The sequence below is a fragment of the Promicromonospora iranensis genome (genome assembly GCF_028994805.1).
Taxonomy (GTDB): Bacteria; Actinomycetota; Actinomycetes; order Actinomycetales; family Cellulomonadaceae; genus Promicromonospora; species Promicromonospora iranensis.
In genome coordinates, this window is the sequence record NZ_JAJQQP010000010.1 from 35,042 (window position 1) to 52,802 (window position 17,761).

Genomic DNA, 17,761 nt, shown 5'->3' on the forward strand with positions numbered 1-17,761 from the left:
TGGGTTGTGGACCGGTGGTCGCGGGCTCGTAGCCCGGTCAGCGGGTGGTCAGGAGCACGGCCGTCGTGCCCTGCGGTGCGATCGGTACGGCGATGCCGTCGGCGGTCACCGCGAGCGGGTCGACCGGGTCGCCCAGGTAGGTGGCCGTCGCGGCCCGGGTGACGTCGAAGCCGGGGCGCAGCCGGACCACCACGGACTCCTCGGCGTAGGACTGGAGCCGGACGAGGTTCTCGCCGTCGGTGCCGGTGGCGGTCACGGCGACGAGCCGCACCCGGTCGTCGTCGAGCTGCAGCAGGGACCGGTCGGCGTGCTCGACCGCGGTCGCCGCGGCGGGCGTGCCTGCTCGTGCTGTGGCGAGCACGCCGAGCACGGGGCGGGTCAGCTCGGCGGCGGTCCGTGTCGCCAGGGCGGCGGGGCTGATGTTCTCCCCCGCGCGGCGCAGCCCGACGGCGTAGCGGAACGAGGTCTCGAAGCCCTGCTCGGCCGGGAAGTTGGTGTCCCAGACGTTGTTGTGCACCCAGGAGTAGACGGTGGCGGGCTGGCGCGGCGTCATGCTCTCGGGGAACGGGGCGTAGGGCAGGGAGATGACCTCCGGGTGCACGAGCGGGGCGTCGGCGGTCACCCAGGCGATCGCGAGCTCGTCGTCGTCGAACGACACCCAGTCGCGCACGGCGCGCATGTGCTGGGGCGCGCCCGGTACCTGCGGCAGGCCGGGGCCGGTGAGGCCGCCGGTGATCTCGTAGCGCACGCGTGGCTCGGGGACGGCGAAGGGGAAGGCCAGGAAGGCGCTCTCCTTGGTCATGGTGGCGGGCTTGGCCAGCCGGTTCTCCACCTCCAGGCGCGCGGCGTCGCGGGGCAGCACGAGCGTGACCAGCACGTGGTGCACGCCGTCGGCCGCGAACCGGTAGGTCAGGCGTTCCTCGACCGGGGTGCTGACGCGCTCGACGAGGTGGCTCGGCCCGGCCGTGGTGCGGGAGCCGAGCAGCTCGAGCTCGGCGGAGACGGAGGTCTTGTTGGACTGGTGGTTGTACCCGCCCGCCGTGGTGTACGTGTCGTAGACGTAGCCGTTCATGCCGACGACGGCGTCCTGGTCGACGATCTCCCGGCCCGTGGCCTTGTCGAGGATCGACGCCACGCAGCTGCGCTCCAGGTCGACCCGGACGCGCAGGTGCTCGTTCTCGAGGACCAGCGGGTCCGCCGCGGCGGGTGCGGACGGCGCGGGTGACTCGGTCTGCCCCGTCCGGTGGACGGTCAGCCGCACCGAGCCGAGCGCCGGCACGTCGGGCACGTGCACGCGCACGAAGCGGCCCGCGGCACGGTTCTCGGGGTTGGTCTGCGGCACGGTCTCGCTCGGCAGGGTCGCGCCCGTGCGGCTGTCGCGGACCAGCACGGGTTCGTCGAGCGGTACCCGGCTCTCCCGCACGAAGAGGGAGACGGTGGTGGTGCGGGCGAAGCCGGCGGTGTTGACGGCGTGGTACGTGCTGTCGGCGTCGGGCTCCTCCCGCAGCAGCGCGCCGAGGCGGGCGGAGGCGTGGTCGAGGAACAGGTCGGCGTCGTCGCGGGCCGCGAGCGCCCGGCCGTACTTCCAGTGCCACTGCTCGCTGCCGGACAGCCGCCCGGAGTCGGCGTGCGTCCACGGGTCCGAGGCGCCCCAGGTGTGCTCGTTGAACAGGGAGATCGAGGAGTAGACGGCGGCGGAGCGCTCGGTCTCCGCGGGCACGCCCTCGCCGCCGAGCAGCCGCTCGATGCCGCTGACCGTCTGGGCGTCGGCGAGCGTGGCCTGCGCCTGCCGCGTCATGGCCTGCGGGCGGGCGGCGCTGCCCACGCCCTCGACCCACCAGTCGCCCCAGTCGCCGGTCAGCGTGGGCACGTCGTCGCCGACCCGCTCCTCGACGGCGCGGAAGAAGTCGGCGTTGGTCGACGTGCGCAGCTGCGGGTAGGCCCACGTCTCGTTCCACCGCTGGACGATGTCGGCATGGATGATGCTGGCGGGCGCGTTGTCGCTGTGCCGCCCGAGCACCCGCAGGTGCAGCACGTCCCAGGGGTACGGCTCGCGGTCGGTCACGGCGGGACCGTGCCAGCCGAAGGCGCCGGGCGCGTACGGGTACGGGTTGGTGGCGAGCGCGGTCAGGTAGGCCGGCAGCAGCTCGTCCACCAGGTCGTACGACGTCGTGAACCCGAGGTTGGCGCCCTCCATGTACGCGAGCCCGTGCGGGCTGTCGGTCATCCACACCAGCACGCTGCGCCCGGACGGCGCGCTCCACCGGAACAGCCGCGGCAGGTGCTGGCCGCCGTTGAGGTGCGGCACGGAGCGGCCCGCCCAGTTGTGCGCCACGGACAGGTACCGCACGCCCTGCTGCGCGAGCGCGTCGGGCAGGCCGACGGGCTGGCCGGGCACGTCGGTCTGCATGGCCACCGGCATGTCGATGCCGTAGCGCTCGCGCACGTCGCGCGACAGGCGCAGCAGCTCGTGCAGCTCGTCGGTGGAGCACGTGTCCAGGTGCAGGTTGTACGGCAGCGCGGTGAGCTCGAGCTGCCCGTCGCGCACCCGGTCCAGGAACTCCTCCACGTGCGCCGCCGGGCGCGACCTGACCCACTGCTCGAACGGCCACAGCGCCTCGAGCGACCAGCGGAACCGGCCCTCCTCGGGCCGGTCCTGCGTGGCGCGGGCCAGGTCCAGGCAGGAGTCGAGGAACGCGAGCTGGTTGCGCAGCACCGTGCCCTGCGGGTCGGTGTACCCGATGTCGAAGTGGGAGTGCTGCACCAGGTGGATCGACCACTCCCGCACCGGCTCCTGCTCGAACGTGACCGCGTCCGGACCCAGGTCGGGCAGCTCCAGGGTCACGTCGGTCGCCTCGCTCACCGCGGGCAGCAGCACGCGCACCGAGCCCGCCGGCCCGGGCAGCGTCCCGGGCTCCACGGCCGTGCCCGACGGCGTCCGCAGCACCACCCGGCCGGGGCTCGCGCCGTCGGCCTCGAGGCGGACGCTCTGCAGCATGCCGGACCCGGTGTCCCGGCGCAGCAGCGGCTCCGGGATCACCCGGACCCGCCGTCCGCCGATCACGGCCTGGGCCGCGACCGCGCGGCCGACCATCTCGGAACGGGCTCTGTCGAGCGACCAGGGGTGGTCCTTGACCAGTGCACGGCTCATCGGGAAGACACCAATCTCACGTCGGGTGATCACATCGGGTAGGGCAGGTGGGAACGGCCGGGTTCGGAGGGCTACGGCGTGAGCCGCAGCGCGTTGACGAAGAACCGCTGGAACGAGAGGAACAGCACCACCGTGGGGATCGAGGCCACCAGCCCCGCCGCGAGGATGACCGGCGGGCCCAGACCGGAGTACTGGCCGTTGAGCTCCGCGAGCGCCGCCATGAGCGGGCGCACGTTGGGGCTGGTGGACAGGGTGATGCCGAACAGCAGGTCGTTCCACGTGGCGAGGAACTGGAAGAGGAACGCCGCGACCATCGCGCCGCGCGCCAGCGGCAGGTGGATGCGCAGGAACATCGTGAACCAGCCGGCGCCATCGAGCTGCGCGGCCTCGCGCATCTCCTTCGGCGCCGTGGTCAGGTAGTTGCGCACCACGAAGAACGCGAACGGCACCGCGAGGGCCGAGTAGATCAGGACCATGCCGTACTGCGTGTCGTACAGGGAGGTGGCGGCGTAGGCGTTGAACAGCGGCGACAGGAAGACCTGCAGCGGCAGGAGGGTGCCGGCGTAGATCAGCCAGAACCAGAGCACCGGGCGGCGCACGGGCATGATCACCACCGCGAAGGAGGCCAGGGCGGCCACCACCACCGCGATGAGCGCGGAGCCGGCGGAGTACAGGAAGGTGTTCCACATCGCCTGGCCGATGTCGGCGGTGGCGAAGGCCGTGGAGATGTTCTCCGCCAGGGCGAACGAGGTGAACCACCAGCGGGGTCCCACGTACTCGTCGGCCGCCGTGAAGGCGTTCACCACCACGAGGTAGGTGGGCAGCAGCCACAGCAGCGCCACGGCCACCAGGAGCGCGTTGCGCAGTCGTCGTGCCATCGCTAGGCCTTCTCTCAGTCGTCGGGGCGCGGTCAGTCGTCGGATCGCAGCTGGCGCCGCAGGTAGATCCAGGAGGCGGCGAGCACGATCACGGTGAGCACGACGGCGACGGCGGCGCCGTACCCGTAGCGGCTCAGGGTGAAGGTCTGCCGGTACATCGTCAGGGCGAGCGTCTCGGAGGCCGTGCCCGGTCCGCCGCGGGTGAGCAGCCAGACGATGTCGAACGTCTTGAGGCTGCCGACCAGCGAGATGCCGATCACGACGATGCTGATGGGCTTCAGCTGGGGCAGGATCACCTCGCGCAGCAGCCGGAACCCGCCGGCGCCGTCGAGCCGCCCCGCCTCGATGGTCTCGGTGGGGATGGCCTGCAGGCCGACCAGGAACAGGATCATGTTCGCGCCGGTGGCCTGCCACGTCGTGGCCAGGATCATCGCGAAGGTGTTGGTCGGCCACTCGAGCAGCCACGGCTGCTCCAGCGCCGACAGCCCCAGCAGCCCGAGGATCGCGTTGACCCCGCCGTCGGTCTGGAGCATGAAGTTCCACAGGATCGCGGTGACCGACCCGGACAGCGCGTACGGCAGCACGACGGCGAACCGGGTGAACCTGCCCCAGCCGGAGCTGTTGGTGGCGACCGCGATGAGCAGCCCGAGCAGCACCGGCAGCAGCAGCGTGCCCACCGTCCAGATGCCGGTGTTCAGCAGGGACCGCAGGAACGACTCGTCGGTGACCAGCGTCGCGTAGTTGTCGAGGCCGACCCAGCTGCGTGACAGGCCGTCGTCGCTGAAGAAGCTGCGGTAGACGGTGAAGAGGAACGGCAGCACGAGCAGGGCGCCGACCAGCGCCACGGCAGGTGCGATGAAGACGGCGGCCCAGCTGCGGGCGGCCCACGGGGTGGCACGGTTGTTCACAGCGACCACATCTCCCACTCGATGTCGGCCCGTTCCTGCATGCGCTGCAGCGTGCTGCGGGCGCTCGCCGCGGTGGGGTTCGCCATGAACGCGCTGAGCTCCTGGACGTTGCCCTCGATGAGGGCGGGCGGGGAGGCCTCCCAGTAGCGGGTGGCCAGGACGGGACGGGCCTGCTCCACCTGGCGGGCCAGGTCGCGCACCGGCTGGACGGGCGGCAGCGCGGCGGTGTTGGCCGAGAGGTCGTTCAGGAAGTCGACCCAGACCTGCTGGGCGTCCGTGCTGAGCCAGTCGGCGGCCACGGTCAGCGCCGCGGAGCGCTTGTGCCCGTTCTCGGACACGGCGAGGGCCCCGCTCTCGGTGACGACGGCCGCCGGCGCGTCCGGGTTCACCGAGGGCAGCAGGAACAGCCCGAACGTCTCCTCGTCGAGCCCGGCCTGCACGTAGCTGGCGGCCTGCCAGGTGCCGTAGAGGTTCATGCCGACGGTGCCCTCCGTGAACCGGCCCGGTGCCTCCTGGACCGCGAAGTCCGGCGGGGAGAACAGGCCGCGGTCGTACATGTCGACCCAGAGCGCCATGGCCTCCTGGGCGGTGTCGTCGGTGTAAGAGGCCTCGCCCTCGGTCAGCGCCCGGTAGAAGTCGGGGTCCAGGCCGTTGACGAGCTGCTGGAACCAGATGAGCGACTCCCACGTGGTGGCGCCACCGCTCCCGATGGGCACCACGCCGCCGTCGCGCAGGGCCTCCGCCGTGGTGATGAACTCGTCCCAGGTGCTGGGCACCGACAGGCCGAGACGCTCGAAGGCCGGCTTGCTGTAGAAGATCGCGTAGTAGGACTGGTACAGCGGGATGGCGTACGGACGGCCGTCGTGGCTGAAGCTCTCGCGCGCCGCCGGGGAGACCCAGCCACGACGCTCGGCGTCGTCCCAGACCGTCGACAGGTCGGCGAAGATGCCGGACCGGGCGATGTCGCGCAGGCGGTAGCCGTTCCACCACTTCACCAGGTCCGTGGTCGAGTCGGTACGGGCGGACATGCGCACAAGCTGTTGGTACCCGCTCACGTCGGGCACCGCCCGCACGGAGACGCCGTGGCCCGTGCGCTCGCGGAGCACCTTGCCGATGCTCTCGAACCCGGACGCCCAGGTGGGGTTGTCGTTGGTGAGCGTCACGTCCGCCCCGGACGCCGCCCGGGTCAGGGTGCCGCGCGCACACGACGACAGCACGGCGGCGGCTCCGAGACCCGCGCCGAGGCGCAGGACGGTCCGCCTGTCGACCATCGCTCGGGGCAGCGTCTTCGCTGACATTCGGACCTCCTGGTCTCGTCGCTGGCTCCGGCGCCAGCGAGCATGATGGTGGAGATGGTATCGATACCAAGACGTGTGAGGCAAGGCCGGTGGTCGGATTCCCTGCTCATCGGCGGACGATTCCGGCGTCTTCGCAGGCCAGCGCCGTCTGCTAGGCGCGATTCGACGCCCTGACGTGGTATCGCTACCGCATCGAGCGGCTCGAAGAGCCCTTCTGAGCGGCCTGCGATGCGACCACGGCACCCAGCAGGCTCGCTCGTTCCCGGGGCAGCGCGCCCGCGCGCACCACGGGCGGGCGGGCCATCGCCGTCGCGAGCCCCGCGACCAGCGGCGGGAAGAGCAGGTCCGACGACGCCGCCATCGAACCGCCCACGACCAGCCGCTCCGGCGCGAAGACCTCCAGCCACGGGGCCAGCGCACCCGCCAGGGAGCTCATGGCGCTCTCGAGCGTCCGGACGGCCACGCCGTCCCCGCCCCGCGCGCGGTGGGCGATGTCGACCACGTCGACGTCCCGGCCCGTTAGGGCCCGGTAGCCGAGCCGCAGGGCGCGCCGCGAGACGACGTCCTCGAGCGGCCGCCCGCCCACCCGCACCACATGGATGTTGCCGTCCGCCGGGACCAGCGGCCCGGTCGTGACGCAGCGGCCCTGGTCCACGAACGCCGACCCCACCCCGGTCCCGAGCGTGACGGCCACGACCCGGGCGACGCCCGCCCCTGCCCCGGCTGCCCATTCGCCCAGGCCGAAGGCCTCCGCGTCGTTGACGAAGCGCACCGCGGCGGGCTCCAGCCCCAGGCGCGCGGCAAGCTCGCCCCGCAGGTCGACGCCCCGCAGCGCGGCGAACTTGTCGACGCCGCGGAAGTCGCCGATGCCCCGCCCGTAGTCGAACGGCCCCGGGATCGCGACCGCGACCGGCCCGCCGGCGACCGCCCCTGCTGCGCGAGACCGGCGCACGCAGTCCGCCACGGCGTCGAGCACCTGGTCCGCAGGCGCGGCCGAGTCGAGCGGGAGGCGGACCTCGTCCCGCACCGCCCAGCCGCGCTCCACGGTGGCGGCCGTGACGTGGGTGCCGCCCACGTCCACGGCCGTGGCGATCGGGCCCCCGCCGTCTCCTTGCCGGTCGTGGGACCGGGTGGCCACCGGCCGGTTCGGCGCCGGCGGCGCGGGCTCACGAGACGTCATCAGCTCCCTTCCCGGGCGGCCGCCTCCGTGCGTCCGCCCCGTGCCTGGACGGCACGAACCGATGATGACATAGTCTTGGTATCGTTACCAAGGCGTGCCGCCGACGTCGGTCCGCACCGCCCTGGCTCGTCCGACCCGTAGAGAGGGCCACATGCGCATTCCCCCATCGGCCGCACCGCACCGCTACGACAAGGCGCCCGTGGTCCGGGTGCCCGGAACGCACCCGGCCTGGCGCGGCGACGGGGTCTGGGCCGCGCTCGCCGAGCACGCGGACGGCGGGACGATCGTCATCGACACCTACCCCGCGAGCGACGTCGACGCGTACGTCAAGGAGATCGAGCGGGCCCTGCCCGCCGCGACGGTGATCGACGTCGAACGTGCCGCCGCGCACAGCCCCGAGCGGATCGAGGCGTTGATCGGCGACAACCTGACCGACGACCGCGTGTTCGGCATCATGTCGCACCGCACCCTCGACGAGCTCTACGACCCGGAGCGGCTGGCCGACGTCGCCCGCCAGGTCGCCGGGGCCGACGGGCAGGTGGTCCTCGTCGGCTGGGGCGCCACGCTCGTGCCCGTGCCGGCGGCCACGCTCGTGCTCGCCGACCTCGCCCGCTGGGAGATCCAGCAGCGGTACCGGGCCGGCCTGGCGAACTGGCGCGCCTCGAACGGGTCGGACGACCCGCTGCGCAAGTTCAAGCGCGGCTACTTCGTCGAGTGGCGGATCGCCGACCAGCACAAACGAGAGCTCTTCGACCGCATCGACTTCCTGCTGGACGCCAACGGCTCCGTCGCCGACGCCAAGCTCGTCCCCGGTGACGCCTTCCGCGCAGGGCTGGCCACCGCGACCAAGGGCCCGTTCCGGGTGGTGCCGTTCTTCGACCCCGGCGTCTGGGGAGGCCAGTGGATGAAGGAGGTCTGCGGTCTGGACCACGCTAAGGAGAACTACGCCTGGTGCTTCGACTGCGTGCCGGAGGAGAACAGCCTGCTGCTGGCGGTGGGCGACGAGGTGGTCGAGATCCCCGCCATGGACGCCGTGCTGGCCCGGCCCGTCGAGCTGCTGGGCGAGCGGACCTTCGCGCGGTTCGGCGCGGAGTTCCCGATCCGGTTCGACTTCCTGGACACCATGGAGGGCGGCAACCTCTCCCTGCAGGTGCACCCCCTGACCGACTACATCCAGCGCACCTTCGGCATGCACTACACGCAGGACGAGAGCTATTACCTGCTCGACGCCACGGACGACGCCGTCGTCTACCTGGGGACGAAGACGGGGGCCGACCGCGAGGAGATGGCCGCCGACCTGCGGCGCGCGGAGCGGGGCGAGGCGCCCTTCCCGGTCGAGCAGTACATCAACGCGTTCCCCGCCAAGAAGCACGACCACTTCCTGATCCCCGCCGGGACCGTCCACTGCTCGGGCGCCGACTCGATGGTGCTGGAGATCTCCGCCACCCCGTACATCTTCACGTTCAAGATGTGGGACTGGGGCCGCGTCGGACTCGACGGGGTGCCCCGGCCCATCCACCTGGACCACGCCCTGGCCAACGTCCAGTGGGACCGGGACACCGAGTGGACCACCGAGCACCTCGTGGACCGCGTGGAGACGGTCGCGGAGGGTGACGGGTGGCGCGAGGAGCGCACCGGCCTGCACGAGCTCGAGTTCATCGAGGTACGCCGGCACTGGTTCACCGGCCCGGTGGACCACGACACCGGCGGCACGGTCAACGTGCTCAACCTGGTCGAGGGGTCCGAGGCCGTCGTCGAGAGCCCGGACGACGCATTCGAGCCGTTCGTGGTGCACTATGCCGAGACCTTCATCGTGCCCGCGGCCGCGGGCCGGTACCGCGTGCGGCCCCTCGGCGACGAGCCCCGCCACGCCACGGTCAAGGCCTCCGTCCGCGGCACGGAGACGAGGTAGAGGTGCTGCTGCGCGTCACGAACACACCGCGCGACTACCCGTGGGGCTCGCGGACGGCGATCGCGCGCCTCACGAGGCGTCCGCCCAGCGGGCGGCCCGAGGCTGAGCTCTGGCTCGGGGCGCACCCGCTGTGCCCGAGCCGGATCGTCGACCCGGCGCAGGTCGACCCGGTGCAGGCCGACCCGGTGCAGGCCGACCCGGTGCAGGCGGGCGGCCACGCGACCCTCGACGCGTGGATCGCCGCCGATCCGGACCGCGCGCTGGGCCCGGGACGCACCTCGGACGAGCTGCCGTTCCTCCTGAAGGTCGTGGCCGCCGAGGCGCCGCTGTCGATCCAGGTGCATCCGGACGCCACCCGGGCACGCCAGGGGTACGACGACGAGAACCGCCGCGGGGTGCCGCTGACGGGCCCGGACCGCGTGTACCGGGACCCGCGACACAAGCCCGAGCTGGCCCTGGCGTTCGACGGGCCGTTCGAGGCGCTCGTCGGGTTCCGGCCGCTCGGGGCCACCCGGCGGCTCGTGGCGGAGCTGGCCGAGACGGCGCACGACGGGCGGCTGGCGGGCGAGGACCGGCTCGCCGACCTCGGGCGCACGCTGGACCGGTCCGCAGGCCCCGACGTCGACCCGGAGCCGGTGCTGCGGCGCCTGGTCGGTGCGTTCCTCGCGGGCGACGAGGCCGCGCGCACCCTGGTGCCGGTCGTGGCGGAATCCGCCCGCAAGGCGCCTCGCGGGCACGGCCTCGACCGCGAGCTCGACACCCTCGCGGACCTCGCGGCCGGGCGGCCGGACGACGCCGGGGTCCTCGTGGCGCTGCTCCTGAACCACGTGACGCTCCGGCCCGGCGAGGCCGTCTACCTGCCGCCGGGCACCGTGCACGCCTACCTGCGCGGTGTCGCGATCGAGGTCATGGCGGCGTCGGACAACGTGGTGCGCGCCGGGCTCACCGACAAGCACGTCGACGTGCACGAGCTGCAACGCCTGGCGACCTTCCGGGTCACCGACGACCCGCGCCTCGCCCCGGCGCGCGTCGCCTCCGGGACGGAGCTCTTCGATGCGGGGCTGCCGGACTTCGCGCTGGCCGTCGTGACGGCGTCCGACACCGGGGCCCGCGTCGACCTGTCCGGGCCAGCGATCGCGCTGGCGCTGGACGGTGAGGTCCACGTGACCGGGCAGGACGGCGACGCGGTGCTGCGTGCGGGCGAGTCGGTGTTCGTCACGCCCGACGAGCGGACCCTCGCGGTCGCGGGCCGGGGGCGGCTGGCCGTGGCCGGCGCCGGCCTGCGGGTGGGTGCGGAGCGAGGCCCTGCATGACGTTGCCGGCTGACAGCCACGTGCACAGCGAGTGGTCGTGGGACACCGGCGGCCCGCGGTCGCACGCCGTCGGACGCATGCAGGCGACCTGCGCCCACGCCGTCAAGATCGGGCTGCCGGCGATCTACTTCACCGAACACCTTGATATCCCCGACACGTGGCGCGCCGAGCCCGAGGACCTGATGCCGCACCAGCAGGACTTCATCAACAGCTCCGGCCGCGTCGACTTCGCCCCGTTCGACGCGGAAGGCTATCTCGAAGCCGTCGATCGCATGCGTCATGCCTTCCCCGGTCTCCGGATCCACACCGGTGTGGAGTTCGGGCAACCGCACCTGTTCGGCGCTCAGGCAGAGCAGATCGTCGATCTAGGCCTGATCGACAGGGTGCTCGGCTCGCTGCACACCATCGACCTCGGTGAGGGCGCCGCAGAACCGAACATGCTCTTCCGTGAGCACGATCCGGCGGTCGTGATGCATGGCTATCTCGACGAGGTTCCCGTCATGGTGCGGGGATCGGACGTGTTCGAGGTCTTCACGCACATCGACTACGCGGTACGCCAATGGCCCACGGCGACTGTCGGGCCGTTCGACCCGCGCCCGTTCGAGGAAGCATTCAGGGCAGCGATGCGGTCGATCGCCGAGGGCGGACGAGCCCTCGAGATGAACACGCGCCGCCTCTGGCCGTGGATCCCGCAGTGGTGGGCCGAAGAAGGCGGCAAGGCAGTCAGCATCGGCAGCGACGCCCACACGCCCGACGCGATCGCGGCGAACTTCCCCGAAGCCACCGCCATGCTCGAGCACTTCGGGTTCAGGCCGGGACGTGCGGCGGAAGATCTGTGGACCAGGTCGCGCGCACTCTGAGGGCCTGGCTTGGGCCCCTCCCTCATGAGCGACGGCGCCTCTTCAGGTACGCCGCGAGCTCGTCGTACGCACCGGTCTCGTTGCCGTACTGCGCGTAGTTCTTGGCGGTCTCCATCCACTCTCCGATGCTCGGCCGCACGGACTTCGCCGACTCCAGGAGCTGCCGCTGCGTGATCGGCACCACCCGGCCGGACGCCATCGACTCCTCCATCGCCGTCTCCGTCGCCTGCTCGCACACCAGCGCGAGGTCGGCACCCGACATGCCGTCCGTCGCCCGCGCGATCTTCGCGAGATCGAGCCGCTCGGCAGGACGGCCGCGCAGGTGCAGTCGCAGGATCGCCTCGCGGCCCTCGACGTCCGGCGGGAGCACCAGCACGGTCCGGTCGAACCGCCCCGGCCGGAGCAGCGCCGAGTCGATGTCCCACGGGTGGTTGCTCGCACCGAGCACGAAGAGCCCGTCGTTCTCCGTGCTCGCGCCATCCAGCTCGGAGAGCATCTGGTTCACGACCCCGCGCATGGCCGAGCCGCCGCCGCGGAGGTTCGACCGCTTCTGGCCGAGGGCGTCCATCTCGTCGAAGAACAGGACGCACGGCCGGTTCTGACGGGCCGTGTCGAAGATGTCGCGCAGGTTGCGTTCGCTGCTGCCGATCCACATGTCGAGGACGTCGCTCAGGCCGATCTCGTAGAAGCTCGCACCGAGCTCCCCCGCGAGCGCCCGGGCGATGAACGTCTTGCCGCAGCCGGGCGGTCCCCACAGCAGGAGCCCGCCGCGCAGCGACTTGCCGAACTCCTTGCTCAGCTCCGGGTTGCGCAGCGGCGTGAGGAACGACTGGTCGAGGCGCTTCTTCACGCTGGCGAGGCCACCGACGTCCGCCAGCGTGACGCCGGCCTGTCCGAGCCTGCCGAGGGCGGGCTCGGCGACGGGCTCGCTGCCTGACCACTGTTCGAGGATCTCGTCAGCGGTGTCCGGGATGGCAGCCGCAGCCGCGTGCGGTGCGTCCGCGAGCGCGGCCGGGGATGACGCTGCCTCGGCGTCGGCCGGGGTGGCCGGCGGGTCCACCGGAGCGAGCGCGTCGGCGAGGCGGCCGTAGGACGCCGCCTTCGTCTCGTCGCCGAGCGCCCGTGCGGCGTCGGCCGCGGTGCGGAGCGCCTCGACATGGTCTGGCACAGCCGCGAGCACCGTGGTGGCGTGCGTGAGTGCCTCGTCCGGCCGGCCGGCCTCCGCGAACAGTCTCGCGACGTGTGCCCGCACCGCGTGATTGGCGGGATCAGCGGTCAGCGCGACGAGCAGTGCGTCGATCACCGGATGCGTCATTCGCCGAACGGTACCGGATCAGTTTCGACCACTTTGACCGGTCTAGCCGCGACCTCTACGGTGTGCGTGATTCGTGCTCGAACCCGAGCCACGACCGGGGTTCTGGGGTGGGAATGAACGAGACTGCAGTTGCCGCAGAGCGACGGGGCCTGGCACTGCTCGAGCTTGGCCGTGGCCGGGAGGCGGAACAGCAGTTCCGCGCCGCGCTGGCCGCGACCCCGGACGACCCCGACCTCCTGGCCCACCTGGCACACGCGCTCCTCCAGCAGGACCGGCACCAGGAGGCGCACGACGTCAGTCGCGCGGCCGTGGGCGCGGCACCTGAGCACGTGATGGCCTACTCGATCCTCTCGGCGTCCCTCGCTGGGCTGGATCGCCTGGCCGAGGCACGCGACGCCATCCGGCGGGCCCTCGCGCTGGCCCCGCACTTCGCCGGGCTGCACGTCCAGGAGGCCCGCGTGCTGCTGGCCCAGGAGCTGCCCGCCGAGGCACTGGTGAGCATCGCACGGGCACGCTCGCTCCACCCCGAGGACTCCGACGCGGCGGCGGTACAGGCCGCCGCGCTGTACGACACGAAGCGGTTCGGGGAGGCGGACGCCGCAGTGTGCGAGGCCCTGCGCCTGGACCCGGAGAACGTCGTCGCGCACCGCGTCCAGGGCCTGCTGGCGCTGCGCCGTGGCGGCGGTTCTCCCGCCGTCCAGGCGCACCGGACCGCGTTGCGCCTCTCGCCCACGGACTCCGGTGCCCGCGAGGGTCTGGCTTTCTCCCTCAAGTCACGCAACCCGCTCTATGGCCTCCTGCTGCGCTACAGCATGTGGTTGCAGGCGCAGCCCAGGGCGCTGCGGGTGGGGATGGTCTTCCTGCCGCTGATCCTGATCCGGCTGCTGCGACCGTTCGACGACGAGCTGTGGGCCACCGCGCTCATCACACTCGTGCTCGCGTACGTCGTGCTGAGCTGGAGCCTCGAGCCGCTGATGAACACCGTGCTGCTGCTCAGCCGCGACCGGCACGTGCTGGGCCGTCCGGAGCGGTTGGCGACCTACGCCTTCCTCGGCTTCGCGGGGGCGGCCGTCGTCGTGCTCACCGTGGGCCTCACAGGGAGCTTCCCCTTCTTCCCGACCCTTGCTCCTGCTCTGGGCCTGTGGGCGATGGCCCTCGGCTCCGCCCACACAGTCAAGGCGGGACGAGTCAAGGTGCTGACCATCGGGGGCGGGTTGGCCGCGGCTCTCTCCTCCGTGGCGTTCGTCGGCACCGTGGCCGGCGTCGGCGGACTGGGCATCGCGGTGATGGCGGTGCTGCTGGGCGGCGTCGCGGCACTCTGGTTCACGGCGTTCGCCTGAGGAGAGCGCCCCGCGGCCGCATGATCGCCGTAGCCAGTCTCCTGGCACTTGGCTTCACGACCGGAGCCGCCTTCGCCGTCCGTCACATCGTCGGGCCGGCAGCACCACAGCGGCGACGTCCTCATCCTGGTCTCAGGTTGATCGGGGACAATCGGCGGCAAAAGCATCGACTGGAGAGGGTGGGCCGGCGTGCGGATCATGATCGCGGATGACGAGGCGGCTATCCGTGAGTCGCTGGAACGGGTGCTCCAGGTCGAGGGTTACGACACCAGCACCGTCGCCAACGGTCTCGCCGTGCTCGACGAGGTCGGTGGCGACGCGCCGGATCTGCTGATCCTCGACGTGATGATGCCCCGCCTCGGCGGGTTGGAGACGTGCCGGCGGTTGCGGGCGGCGGGTCAGGATCTGCCGGTGCTGATGCTCACCGCCCGGGATCAGGTCTTCGACCGGGTCGCGGGGCTGGACGCGGGCGCCGACGACTATCTGCCCAAGCCGTTCGCCACCGAGGAGCTGCTGGCGCGGGTGCGGGCCCTGCTGCGCCGCCGCGCGCCGGGCGACGACGAGTCGCAGATCCTCATCTTCGCCGACGTCCGGGTCGATCCCGACAGGTTCGAGGCCTGGCGAGGCGAGCGGCCGCTCCGCCTGACCCGGACCGAGTTCTCCCTGCTGCAGGTGCTCGTGCGCAACGCGACCAGGGTGTTGACCCGCGACGCGCTGTTCGAGGCGATCTGGGGCTTCGACATGAGCGTCACCGCCAACAACCTCCAGGTGTACGTGAGCTACCTGCGCCGCAAGATGGAGGCCGAGGGTGAACCGCGGTTGATCTACACGCTGCGCGGCCTGGGGTACACGATGCGGGAGACTCCTCCGTGAGCAGGCCCGCCGGCCGAGGCTCGCGCCGGCTGACCCGTTGGTGGCGGCGCCGGTCGCTGCGGACCAGGCTGACGGTGATCGCGGCGACGGCCATCGCGGTCTGCGTCTTCCTGGCCTTCCAAGTAGCCAGCGAGCTACTGGAATCGGAGCTGCAGGACGCCGCGGAGGATCAGCTGCGCGCCGACTCCCGCGTCCTGGCGACGGACGCGGAACGCGCCGGTCTGGCGCAGGTCCAGCTACCGCCGTATCCCGGATCCGGTCGACTGGTGCGGGTCATCCTGCCCGACGGCTCGACCCGGACGCCTGCCGGACAACCCGCGCTGCCCCCGGTCAGCGAGCGCGCCGGGCGCGTGGCGCAGGGCGCGTCGGCCGACCTGATGGAGTCGGGCGACAGCGACGACGACGGTTACCTCGTCTACACGCTGCGGGCGGACGGCGGCGCGGTCCAGGTGGCCCGCGCCGCCGACGACAGGCCGGTCAACCAGTTCGGGTGGGGCATGCTGCTGATCGGGCTGCTCTGCGTGGTCGGCGGCGCCCTTGTCGGGCGGGCCGTGGCGCGGACCGGGCTGGCACCGATCGACCGGCTGACCGCCGCCGCGGTCCGTGTCGCGCACACCCGGGATCTCGACGCCGACATCCCGGACGAGGGCGGTGGGGAGATCCGGCGGCTGATCCAGGCGATCAACGACATGCTCGCCGCGCTCCGGGACTCCCGTCGGGCCCAGCGGCTGCTCGTCGAGGACGCCGACCACGAGCTCAAGACCCCGCTCACCAGCCTGCGCCTCAACGTCGAGCTGCTGATCCGGCTCGATCGGCGCGGCACCCTCGACAGCGCACTGCCGGCGGAGAGCCGGACCCGGCTGCTCAACGATCTCGGCGCCCAGGTGGCCGAGCTGAGCACCCTTGCCGCCGAGCTGACCGACCTGGCGCGCGGCGACGTCAGCGACGAGAGCACCGAGGTGCTCGACCTCGCCGACGTGGTGGTGGCCGCCGCGGCCCGGGCGCGTTCCCGTGTGCCCGACATCGAGGTCACGCTCGACGTGACCTCCGTGTGGGTGAGCGGACGTCCCGCCGGCCTCCGACGGGCCGTGCTCAACCTCATCGACAATGCCGGCAAGTGGTCTCCCGCGGACCAGCCGGTCCAGGTCCGGCTCCGTGCCGAGGGCGCGTCGGCCGTGCTCGAGGTCGACGACGCAGGGCCGGGCATCGACGCTGTCGACGTGCCGCGGGTGTTCGACCGGTTCTACCGTGCCGACAGCGCCCGGGCGTTGCCAGGATCCGGTCTGGGGCTGTCGATCGTGCAGCGGGTCGTCGACGCCCACGACGGCCGGGTCACCGTCGCCCGGTCCGCACGCGGTGGCGCGCTGCTTCGGGTCGACCTCCCTGCTGCGGCGCGGGACAGCTCCGGAGAGACGTACCGTGGTACCACTTCTCTCCCCCGATTGTGACGACCGTAGTACGACGAAACGGGACGGGATCGAGCCTAGCGTTCAGGCCATGACACAACCTGAGAGTCCACTGCGGAAGTTCGGGGCGGCCGCCATGGCGCTGGCGGCGGTGCTCGCTGTCGCCGCCTGCGGGTCGGCCGCCGACAACGGTGCGGCGCCCACCGCGGCCGGCCCGCACAGCGCGCACGCGGGCGCGTCCTCGGCTCCACCGCAGCCGCTGCGCGACGGCGAGCGGTTCCTCGAGCTGAAGATACCCGAGGGCTACACGCCCGAGCCTCCGGAGGGCGCCGTGGACGAGTACCGGTGCCAGGTGCTCGATCCGGGCCTGACCGAGGAGGCGTTCCTGACCGGGACCCAGGTCATGCCGGACAACGTCGCCATCGCGCACCACGGCATCGTGTACGCGGTGCCACCGGGCGCCGCCGCCGCGGTGCGCGAGCAGGACGCGAAGACTCCCGGCCCCGGCTGGCAGTGTTTCGGCGGGACCGGCGTGGAGGGTGCCGACTTCGTGGACGACGATGACGAGGGCGGCGGCCCGGGCGCGGTGTGGGCGGCCACCTGGGCGCCGGGCGCCACGGAGACTCTGCTCGACCAGGACGTCGGCTTCAAGCTGGAGCCGGGCAGCCTGATCATCTTCCAGATGCACTACAACCTGCTCGCGACCGACGGCGAGCCGGCCGGGTCGGACCGCTCGGCGGTGCGGCTGCGGCTGACGGACGGCACGCCGCAGACCCGGACGCTCGAGACGTGGACGGTCAACGCGCCGACCGACCTGCCCTGCGCCGCCGACGAGTCGGGTCCGCTCTGTGACCGGGCGGCCTCGATCGCGGATGTGAAGAAGCGGTTCGGGTCGGAGGCCGGCGGATTCGCGGACGAGCTGGTGGAGGAGTGCAACGAGGGCGGCGTGCCGACGCCCGGTGACACCCAGTCCTGCGACCACGAGGTCGAGGAGCCGGTGACGGTGTTCGCCAATTTCGGTCACATGCACATGCTCGGGAAGTCCATGAAGGTCGAGCTCAACCCGGGCACCCCGAAGGCCAAGGTCCTGCTGGACGTGCCGCAGTTCGACTTCGACAACCAGCGGATGGTGAAGCTGCCGTCGCCGATGGAGATCGGTCCGGGGGACACGCTGCGGGTGACGTGTACGCACGACGCGGGGCTGCGCAAACAGTTGCCGCAGCTGAGCAGTCTGCCGCCGCGCTACGTGGTGTGGGGCGACGGCACCGGCGACGAGATGTGCGTTGACTTCATGACGATCTCCCCCCGCAAGTCCTGACGAAGCAGC

Annotated in this window: 13 protein-coding genes; 7 read left to right on the top strand and 6 right to left on the bottom strand. The window is 72.1% G+C overall.

Annotated elements, in window-relative coordinates:
* Positions 1–37 precede the first annotated feature (37 nt).
* The 5 genes from LUM46_RS17400 to LUM46_RS17420 form a co-directional block, all read right to left on the bottom strand.
* Positions 38–3,151, bottom strand: coding sequence for a glycoside hydrolase family 38 N-terminal domain-containing protein (locus LUM46_RS17400; RefSeq protein ID WP_274995511.1), 3,114 nt, complete (start codon positions 3,149–3,151; stop codon positions 38–40).
* 71 nt (positions 3,152–3,222) lie between these two features.
* The gene (locus tag LUM46_RS17405) at positions 3,223–4,029 is read right to left on the bottom strand and encodes a carbohydrate ABC transporter permease (protein WP_274995512.1); all 807 of its coding nucleotides are present in this window, start codon (positions 4,027–4,029) and stop codon (positions 3,223–3,225) included.
* Positions 4,030–4,061: 32 nt separating this feature from the next.
* Positions 4,062–4,937, bottom strand: coding sequence for a carbohydrate ABC transporter permease (locus tag LUM46_RS17410; protein ID WP_274995513.1), 876 nt, complete (start codon positions 4,935–4,937; stop codon positions 4,062–4,064).
* On the bottom strand, positions 4,934–6,235 hold the full coding sequence (locus tag LUM46_RS17415; RefSeq protein ID WP_274995514.1) for an ABC transporter substrate-binding protein: 1,302 nt from the start codon (positions 6,233–6,235) through the stop codon (positions 4,934–4,936). Before LUM46_RS17415 ends, LUM46_RS17410 begins: the two co-directional genes overlap by 4 nt.
* Before the next feature lie 184 nt (positions 6,236–6,419).
* The gene (locus tag LUM46_RS17420; RefSeq protein ID WP_274995515.1) at positions 6,420–7,415 is read right to left on the bottom strand and encodes an ROK family protein; all 996 of its coding nucleotides are present in this window, start codon (positions 7,413–7,415) and stop codon (positions 6,420–6,422) included.
* A gap of 151 nt (positions 7,416–7,566) precedes the next feature.
* Between LUM46_RS17420 and LUM46_RS17425 the strand changes: the two genes are divergently transcribed.
* Genes LUM46_RS17425 through LUM46_RS17435 form a run of 3 tightly spaced genes read left to right on the top strand, consistent with a single transcriptional unit; the run spans position 7,567 to position 11,500 of the window.
* Positions 7,567–9,327 (top strand): class I mannose-6-phosphate isomerase, encoded by a 1,761-nt coding sequence (locus LUM46_RS17425; protein WP_274995517.1) that lies wholly within the window; start codon positions 7,567–7,569, stop codon positions 9,325–9,327.
* A 2-nt stretch (positions 9,328–9,329) separates the two neighbouring features.
* Positions 9,330–10,640 (top strand): mannose-6-phosphate isomerase, class I, encoded by a 1,311-nt coding sequence (gene manA / locus LUM46_RS17430; protein WP_274995518.1) that lies wholly within the window; start codon positions 9,330–9,332, stop codon positions 10,638–10,640.
* A complete protein-coding gene (locus LUM46_RS17435; protein WP_274995520.1) occupies positions 10,637–11,500 on the top strand; it encodes a PHP domain-containing protein in 864 nt (287 codons plus the stop codon). The genes manA and LUM46_RS17435 overlap by 4 nt, the downstream gene beginning before the upstream one ends.
* Positions 11,501–11,522: 22 nt before the next feature.
* Here the strand turns inward: LUM46_RS17435 and LUM46_RS17440 are convergent, their stop codons facing one another.
* Complete coding sequence (locus LUM46_RS17440) at positions 11,523–12,815, bottom strand: AAA family ATPase (protein WP_274995522.1); 1,293 nt, start codon at positions 12,813–12,815, stop codon at positions 11,523–11,525.
* 113 nt (positions 12,816–12,928) lie between these two features.
* Here LUM46_RS17440 and LUM46_RS17445 point away from each other — a divergent pair, with 113 nt between their 5' ends.
* From LUM46_RS17445 to LUM46_RS17460, 4 genes are all read left to right on the top strand, one after another.
* The gene (locus LUM46_RS17445) at positions 12,929–14,155 is read left to right on the top strand and encodes a tetratricopeptide repeat protein (protein WP_274995524.1); all 1,227 of its coding nucleotides are present in this window, start codon (positions 12,929–12,931) and stop codon (positions 14,153–14,155) included.
* 198 nt (positions 14,156–14,353) lie between these two features.
* The gene (locus tag LUM46_RS17450; protein ID WP_274995864.1) at positions 14,354–15,028 is read left to right on the top strand and encodes a response regulator transcription factor; all 675 of its coding nucleotides are present in this window, start codon (positions 14,354–14,356) and stop codon (positions 15,026–15,028) included.
* Positions 15,025–16,476: a HAMP domain-containing sensor histidine kinase gene (locus tag LUM46_RS17455; RefSeq protein WP_274995525.1), complete on the top strand. Its 1,452-nt coding sequence runs from the start codon at positions 15,025–15,027 to the stop codon at positions 16,474–16,476. Before LUM46_RS17450 ends, LUM46_RS17455 begins: the two co-directional genes overlap by 4 nt.
* 49 nt (positions 16,477–16,525) lie before the next feature.
* A complete protein-coding gene (locus tag LUM46_RS17460; protein ID WP_274995527.1) occupies positions 16,526–17,752 on the top strand; it encodes a monooxygenase in 1,227 nt (408 codons plus the stop codon).
* Positions 17,753–17,761: the final 9 nt, after the last annotated feature.

Excerpts from the sequence above, each read along its gene's own strand:
- LUM46_RS17400 (WP_274995511.1), bottom strand. The coding sequence starts at position 3,151 with ATGAGCCGTGCACTGGTCAAGGACCACCCCTGGTCGCTCGACAGAGCC.
- LUM46_RS17405 (WP_274995512.1), bottom strand. The coding sequence starts at position 4,029 with ATGGCACGACGACTGCGCAACGCGCTCCTGGTGGCCGTGGCGCTGCTG.
- LUM46_RS17415 (WP_274995514.1), bottom strand. The coding sequence starts at position 6,235 with ATGTCAGCGAAGACGCTGCCCCGAGCGATGGTCGACAGGCGGACCGTC.
- LUM46_RS17420 (WP_274995515.1), bottom strand. The coding sequence starts at position 7,415 with ATGACGTCTCGTGAGCCCGCGCCGCCGGCGCCGAACCGGCCGGTGGCC.
- LUM46_RS17425 (WP_274995517.1), top strand. The coding sequence starts at position 7,567 with ATGCGCATTCCCCCATCGGCCGCACCGCACCGCTACGACAAGGCGCCC.
- LUM46_RS17435 (WP_274995520.1), top strand. The coding sequence starts at position 10,637 with ATGACGTTGCCGGCTGACAGCCACGTGCACAGCGAGTGGTCGTGGGAC.
- LUM46_RS17440 (WP_274995522.1), bottom strand. The coding sequence starts at position 12,815 with ATGACGCATCCGGTGATCGACGCACTGCTCGTCGCGCTGACCGCTGAT.
- LUM46_RS17445 (WP_274995524.1), top strand. The coding sequence starts at position 12,929 with ATGAACGAGACTGCAGTTGCCGCAGAGCGACGGGGCCTGGCACTGCTC.
- LUM46_RS17450 (WP_274995864.1), top strand. The coding sequence starts at position 14,354 with ATGATCGCGGATGACGAGGCGGCTATCCGTGAGTCGCTGGAACGGGTG.
- LUM46_RS17460 (WP_274995527.1), top strand. The coding sequence starts at position 16,526 with ATGACACAACCTGAGAGTCCACTGCGGAAGTTCGGGGCGGCCGCCATG.